A 7,262-nucleotide genomic window follows, 5' to 3' on the forward strand; every position below is an offset into this window, starting at 1 on the left:
ACTCCAGGGGGTAGAGCACTGTTACGGCTAGGGGGCCATCCCGGCTTACCAAACCGTTGCAAACTCCGAATACCTGGAAGTGCAATCGCGGGAGACAGACGGCGGGTGCTAACGTCCGTCGTCAAGAGGGAAACAACCCAGACCGCCAGCTAAGGTCCCTAAATCATGGCTCAGTGGGAAACGATGTGGGAAGGCATAGACAGCTAGGAGGTTGGCTTAGAAGCAGCCATCCTTTAAAGAAAGCGTAATAGCTCACTAGTCGAGTCGGCCCGCGCGGAAGATTTAACGGGGCTTAAGCCATGTACCGAAGCTGCGGATGCGTGTTTACACGCATGGTAGAGGAGCGTTCTGTAAGCCTGTGAAGGTGTGTTGTAAAGCATGCTGGAGGTATCAGAAGTGCGAATGCTGACATGAGTAACGATAAAGGGGGTGAGAGGCCCCCTCGCCGAAAACCCAAGGTTTCCTGCACAACGCTAATCGGTGCAGGGTTAGTCGGCCCCTAAGGTGAGGCAGAAATGCGTAATCGATGGGAAGCAGGTTAATATTCCTGCACCTCTTATTACTGCGATGGAGAGACGGAGAAGGCTAAATCATCCTGGTGTTGGTTATCCAGGTTTAAGCGTGTAGGGAGTGTTCTTAGGTAAATCCGGGGACACAATCCTGAGGCGTGATGACGAGCTCTCTTTTGAGCGAAGTGGTTGATGCCATACTTCCAGGAAAATCTTCTAAGCTTCAGGTAATAAGAGACCGTACCCCAAACCGACACAGGTGGGTGGGATGAAAATTCTAAGGCGCTTGAGAGAACTCTGGTGAAGGAACTAGGCAAAATTGTACCGTAACTTCGGGAGAAGGTACGCCCCTGGTATGTGAAGAGACTTGCTCTCGGAGCAGAAGGGGGTTGCAATAAAATGGTGGCTGCAACTGTTTATTAAAAACATAGCACTCTGCAAACTCGAAAGAGGAAGTATAGGGTGTGACGCCTGCCCGGTGCCGGAAGGTTAATTGATGGGGTTAGTCTTCGGACGAAGCTCTTGATCGAAGCCCCGGTAAACGGCGGCCGTAACTATAACGGTCCTAAGGTAGCGAAATTCCTTGTCGGGTAAGTTCCGACCTGCACGAATGGCGTAATGATGGCCACACTGTCTCCACCAGAGACTCAGTGAAATTGAAATCGCTGTTAAGATGCAGCGTACCCGCGGCTAGACGGAAAGACCCCGTGAACCTTTACTACAGCTTTGCACTGGACTTTGAACCTATTTGTGTAGGATAGGTGGGAGGCTTCGAAACCGAGACGCTAGTTTCGGTGGAGCCAACCTTGAAATACCACCCTGGTATGTTTGAAGTTCTAACCTAGACCCGTTATCCGGGTTGGGGACAGTGTATGGTGGGTAGTTTGACTGGGGCGGTCTCCTCCCAAAGAGTAACGGAGGAGCACGAAGGTACCCTCAGCGCGGTCGGACATCGCGCAATGAGTGCAAAGGCATAAGGGTGCTTGACTGCGAGACAGACAAGTCGAGCAGGTACGAAAGTAGGTCTTAGTGATCCGGTGGTTCTGTATGGAAGGGCCATCGCTCAACGGATAAAAGGTACTCCGGGGATAACAGGCTGATACCGCCCAAGAGTTCATATCGACGGCGGTGTTTGGCACCTCGATGTCGGCTCATCACATCCTGGGGCTGAAGTCGGTCCCAAGGGTATGGCTGTTCGCCATTTAAAGTGGTACGCGAGCTGGGTTTAGAACGTCGTGAGACAGTTCGGTCCCTATCTGCCGTGGGCGTTCGAGATTTGAGGGAAGCTGCTCCTAGTACGAGAGGACCGGAGTGGACGTACCCCTGGTGTTCCGGTTGTCACGCCAGTGGCATTGCCGGGTAGCTACGTACGGACAGGATAACCGCTGAAAGCATCTAAGCGGGAAGCCCCTCCCAAGATAAGATCTCGCTGGAACTTTAAGTTCCCTGTAGGTCCGTTAAAGACTATGACGTTGATAGGCTGGGTGTGGAAGCACAGTAATGTGTGAAGCTAACCAGTACTAATTGACCGTGAGGCTTGACCATATAACACCCAAGTGTTTTGGGTGCTGGTTGAGTGCATACCCAACACTACAAGCGATCTAACCAAATTTGAACGGATGAGAACTCATCTTTTCGAGCCAGTTTGCCTGGCGGCTATAGCGAGTTGGTACCACCCGATCCCATCCCGAACTCGGAAGTGAAACGACTTAGCGCCGATGATAGTGTGGGGTCTCCCCATGTGAAAGTAGGTCACTGCCAGGCTTTTATTCAAAACCCCGAATCATTTTATGGTTCGGGGTTTTTTTATGGCTCTGTATAAGTTAGCTGTTGAAATACTCTAGCCCTTTGATTTTTAAGCCTGCCTTCAATTGCTGTTTTCTTCAAAAACAAGCAGTTAATGTCACAGGCGATCTAGAACAACACTTGACTAATACATAGCCTTTTTTATTGTCTAAAACAAAATGTTTGAAATGGAATCAGACATACAATGTAAATATTGGATATTGTTTATTAGATCTATTAGTTTGATGATCATTTCACTCACATTATTGATAGCGGGTCTAAGCGTGCTTTTGTTTGGGCTTCGAGCGCTTTTTAAAAAGAGGCTGTTGACCGGAGTTGTGACGGGTCTGATTGGTTTGCCACTGGTGCTTTTTGGATTCTTACTGCTACTCTTTGCTACAAACCTCTATACCTATCAGAAACTCACACATGAGATGGAGGTTGCGAGGATTACCAGTCAGAAAATAGAAACGGGTTTTCAGGTGGGGATAGAACATAGTCACTCGAACAATGAAAAATTTATTCTCTCTGCCAATCAATGGCAACTCGATGCACGCTTTGTGAAATTTAAGCCTTGGACGATAATGTTTGGCAACGAACCTTTGGTTCGCTTGGAAAGATTTTCTGGAAGAAATAACGATACCAATAAAGCTGTCAAAAATATTTATGAGTTCACCGCCGGTGGCGGCCTGCTGCTAAATTTGTCCAATCATCTGGTTGATATGTCAGGATTGATAGATACATATTTTGGTAGTTCGGTCTACATGCCGTTGGCAGATGGTGCTGAATATCTTGTTACCGCCTCTGTCTCTGGCCTGGTTGCCAGACCTGTAAATGCTCAGGCTGAGAATGCTGTTTCAGCGTGGATGGCGCAATGATCGAGTATCAGGTAGTGATGAAGTCGCCCGAAGCCCACCTTTTTGAGGTGACTTTGAGAGTCCGGAAGCCTGACAAGCTCGGGCAGACGTTCTATCTTCCGGCATGGATCCGCGGCAGTTACATGATCAGGGATTTTTCCCGCCATATCATCACGCTTGAAGCCTCAGATGAGACGGGACCTATTCAGGTCGTGAAGTTGGATAAGCAGAGTTGGCGCTGTGCACCTGCAACTGGTCCCATTACGCTAATCTACACAGTTTATGCTTGGGACCTCTCTGTTAGAGCCGCCCACCTCGATACCACACACGCCTATTTCAACGGATCTAGCCTGCTGCTTGGAGTCAGTAATCAGGATGAGGTAACTTGCCTGTTGACTATTCTTAGCCCAGTAGGTCAGCAGTACGATGGCTGGAAAGTGGTGACCTCAATGGAAAAGGATGAGGTCGATAAACGGGGATTCGGCCAATATCACTCTTTAAGTTATGAAGAGTTGCTGGATCATCCTGTCGAAATTGGAGACGTCACAGAGGCAGGTTTTACAGTTTCAGATGTGCCCCACTGCATCGCGATCAGCGGTCGACAAAGATGCGATCTTAAACGATTATGTTCCGATCTTTCGCGAATATGTTGCCAACATGTTGGTTTGTTTGGAGAGTTGCCGGTCCACGATTATCTGTTTCTTCTCACAGTTGTTGGTGATGGCTATGGCGGTATTGAGCACCGAAATTCCACCAGTCTGCTAACAAGCAGGGACGACCTTCCGTTGCAGGGTATGCGTGAGATGTCCAAAGGCTATCGACGCCTTCTCGGCCTCTGCAGCCACGAATATTTTCATCTGTGGAATATCAAAAGGATTATGCCTGCGGTGTTTCAGAAGGAAGGAGCCGCGCAGGAGGTTTACACTCGCCAATTGTGGGTATTTGAAGGTATTACGTCATATTATGACGAGCTGGCCTTGGTTCGGAGTGGATGCATCGACAGGAAATCCTACTTTGAACTACTCGCAGAAACGGTTACCCGTGTCAGGCGGGCTAGTGGCAGGTTTAAACAAACGCTTGAGGAATCCAGTTTCGATACTTGGACCAAATTCTACAAGCAGGACGAAAACGCCCCTAATGCGATTGTCAGTTATTACACCAAAGGGGCGATCTTCGCGCTTGTGCTTGATCTGCACATCCGTTTGCAGACGGATGGAGAAAAATCATTGGATCATGTGATGCGTGAGATGTGGTGCAGGCATGGCGCAACAGGTCAAGGGGTGCCAGAAGGTGGTTTTGAAACGGTTGCCGCCGAAGTGTCTGGTCTAGATCTATCGGACTTATTTGATCAGGGTGCCCGTTCAACGGCCGATCTGCCGGTAGCTGATCTGCTAGAAAACTTTGGTGTGGAGATGCGTCTGCTGCCGGCTCAATCCTCTTCAGACAATGGACGTGTGGTGGATGAAATGCCTGCTAGCGAGGCGGCAAAACCGGTAATTGGTGCGCGTCTTTCGACTCAGAGTGTGGAGGCAAAGTTGGTTCAGGTCTTTGATGGCGGCGCAGCGCAGGCTGCTGGTCTGTCCGCAGGTGATATTATCATCGCGGTTGATCGTTTAAAGGTTGATGGCCGGAAACTCGAAAAGGTAATCTCAGACTGTCCACTTGGCAAATCTGTGACCGTACATGTTTTTCGACGTGATGAAATGATGGAGTTTGAACTCCAACCAATGCCTGCCCCAGCCGATACCTGCATCTTTTGTCTTCCAGTTGACCTGCCGAAAGAGCATCAGCTGCGCCAGTCCGACTGGCTGATATCGAATGGATACGAAAACTAGATTGATACGTGCCATGTCCGATGGACGGTTTCATTCCGGTGAAACCCTGGCGGGCGCATTGGGTATCAGTCGTGCGGCTGTTTGGAAACATCTCCACTCTTTAGGGGATCTGCTGGGGCAGAATATTCATTCAGTGCGAGGGAAAGGTTACCGCCTCTCTCATCCCATTGAGCTTCTTGATGCAGGGCAAATTACCCAGTCAATGGCAGAGCTTTCATCTCGCCATATCAATACGATTCACATACACAATGCGATAGATTCAACCAACACATGGCTCATACAGAAAGGTGCCGATGGTGCGGCTTCCGGCACTGTCTGCCTCTCTGAACGGCAGTCGGCTGGCAGGGGACGTCATGGCAGGCAGTGGATCTCCCCATATGGCAGCAACATCTATCTATCATTACTCTGGCGCTTTGAAACGGGGCCGATGGGACTCGGTGGGCTCAGCCTGGCTGCGGGCATTGCAATTATTCGCACCTTACTGGAACTGGGGTATCGGGGCGTTGGTTTAAAATGGCCCAATGATGTTTTGTGGGAAGGGCGTAAACTGGCTGGACTGTTGCTTGAGGTGAGTGGTGAAGCTGACGGTCCCTCTCAGGTGGCCATAGGGATAGGGCTGAATACACGCATTGGCGAACACGGCGGTGCTATCGATCAGCCGTGGGTGGATCTTGTTTCCATTTCGGACGAAAAGGAAATCCCCCGTAACCGGATTGTTGCCAAGCTGATCGACAATCTTGTTGATGTGATACTGACCTACCGGCGCTTAGGACTTGCTGCCTTTACCGATGAATGGCAACGCCACGATCTGCTGACAGGAGAAACTATCAGCTTGAGCAGTGCCTCCCGGGAGTACGAAGGTCGACATCGTGGCATCGATGAAACAGGTGCATTGCTGCTCGAAATTGACGGAAAGTTGCGTCGTTTTTACGCCGGAGAGGTTTCCCTCAGACGCGGGGGATTGGAAGAACAGTGATTCTTCTTCTGGATATTGGAAACAGCCACCTTAAATGGTGTAGTCATGAAGGGCTGCGCAGAGGTGAAATTATTCGGGAAGCATATGGCGCTGATATAGGTGCATGGTTGAATCGATGCTGGCAAGATTCAGAGCAGCCTGCATCAGTATGGATTTCGAGCGTTGCAGGTGAGAAGGTCGACGCTGAGGTTTCCCGCTGGATACGTCGCAACTGGTTGATCGAATCGAAATTTATTGTATCAAGACGCGCTCAGGCAGGTGTGGTGAATGGATATCATCAGCCGGAACAACTCGGGGTGGATCGCTGGATGGCGCTATTGGCTGGCAGAGCGATTTCTCATCAGCCCTGCCTTATCGTAGACTGTGGAACGGCAACCACAATCGATGCAATGGATGCTGAGGGCAGGCATCTAGGTGGCCTGATTATTCCTGGTCTCGAGATGATGAAAGAAAGCCTTTTGGGCGGTACGGCGATTTCCAAACTTGAAGAAGCTGAGTTGATAGACTTTGTTGCGACCGATACCGCATCGGCTATTCTTTCCGGTGGGATCAACGCAACAAAGTCACTGATAAATGAAATGAGAGACAGATTGAGTAAAAATCTGGGCCAGCCGGTTCTCTCTCTTTTGACCGGGGGCGCAGCAGGCCAACTGCTGGATGGGGTGTTGATGCCAAAAAGGCATGAACCAAATCTTGTCCTCAATGGCGTGGCGATAGTTTCCGGGCTGAGGGACAACGCATGAAATGGCTGTTTTTCCTGCTTCTACTTGCCAATATCGGTGTCTTCATCTGGGCCTATCCACAGCAGCAGGTTTCCCGGAGCGGTCACCTGAACGCTGATGGGGTTGCAACCTTGATCCTGCTGAGTGAGGTGCCGGAAAAGGCTGAACTACAATCTGAGCAGAAGTCCGGCATCCTGAACGATCTGCCGGTTGAGGTTACAGAAGAACCTGCAATGCCCCCCACTTCTGAGGAGAGCTTAACTCCAAGACCTGAACCTGCTCAGACAATAGTGGTTGATAGTGGGGAGATATCTGGGGAAGTGACGCCCGAACCCGTCCTGGAGAAAGGTTTGGAAGAGGAGAAAAAGGAGGCTGAGCCTCCCACCGTTGCAGTTTTAGAACCTCAGGTTTCGAAACCAATTATTCCTCCAGAAGAGGAAATAGCCACTACGGAAGAGCCCGAGAAAGTACGCGTCGATACCACTACCTGTGTAAGCATTGGCCCACTACCCAAGCGTGCCATGGTGGACACACTGTCCATCAGGCTATTGGCTATGGACGTAACAACACGGTTGAAG

Annotated in this window: 5 protein-coding genes and 2 rRNA genes (1 of these 7 cut by a window edge); all 7 read left to right on the forward strand. The window is 50.1% G+C overall.

The genetic code is table 11. From position 1 onward, the window contains the following. Positions 1-2,054, forward strand: a 23S ribosomal RNA gene (locus tag G9Q73_RS03450) (it extends 838 nt beyond the left edge of the window). 103 nt (positions 2,055-2,157) lie between these two features. Continuing rightward, positions 2,158-2,273, forward strand: a 5S ribosomal RNA gene (gene rrf, locus G9Q73_RS03455). Positions 2,274-2,539: 266 nt separating this feature from the next. Next, on the forward strand, positions 2,540-3,172 hold the full coding sequence (locus G9Q73_RS03460; protein WP_177418570.1) for a hypothetical protein: 633 nt from the start codon (positions 2,540-2,542) through the stop codon (positions 3,170-3,172). After that, positions 3,169-4,986, forward strand: a complete 1,818-nt coding sequence (locus tag G9Q73_RS03465) for a M61 family metallopeptidase (protein ID WP_177418571.1) — start codon at positions 3,169-3,171, stop codon at positions 4,984-4,986. The genes G9Q73_RS03460 and G9Q73_RS03465 overlap by 4 nt, the downstream gene beginning before the upstream one ends. Continuing rightward, entirely contained in the window at positions 4,970-5,962 is a 993-nt protein-coding gene (birA, locus tag G9Q73_RS03470) for a bifunctional biotin--[acetyl-CoA-carboxylase] ligase/biotin operon repressor BirA (RefSeq protein ID WP_177418572.1), read from the forward strand. The genes G9Q73_RS03465 and birA overlap by 17 nt, the downstream gene beginning before the upstream one ends. Next, positions 5,959-6,705: a type III pantothenate kinase gene (locus tag G9Q73_RS03475; protein WP_177418573.1), complete on the forward strand. Its 747-nt coding sequence runs from the start codon at positions 5,959-5,961 to the stop codon at positions 6,703-6,705. The genes birA and G9Q73_RS03475 overlap by 4 nt, the downstream gene beginning before the upstream one ends. Continuing rightward, on the forward strand, positions 6,702-7,262 hold a 561-nt coding region (locus G9Q73_RS03480; RefSeq protein ID WP_304956546.1), incomplete at its 3' end, for a hypothetical protein. The genes G9Q73_RS03475 and G9Q73_RS03480, both read left to right, overlap by 4 nt.

Origin of the sequence: endosymbiont of Lamellibrachia barhami, assembly GCF_011947365.2 — a bacterium.
Lineage (GTDB): Bacteria > Pseudomonadota > Gammaproteobacteria > Chromatiales > Chromatiaceae > QGON01.

Bases quoted from the DNA above. Each gene is read 5' to 3' on its own strand.
- birA (WP_177418572.1), top strand. From the start codon at position 4,970: ATGGATACGAAAACTAGATTGATACGTGCCATGTCCGATGGACGGTTT.
- G9Q73_RS03465 (WP_177418571.1), top strand. From the start codon at position 3,169: ATGATCGAGTATCAGGTAGTGATGAAGTCGCCCGAAGCCCACCTTTTT.
- G9Q73_RS03460 (WP_177418570.1), top strand. From the start codon at position 2,540: ATGATCATTTCACTCACATTATTGATAGCGGGTCTAAGCGTGCTTTTG.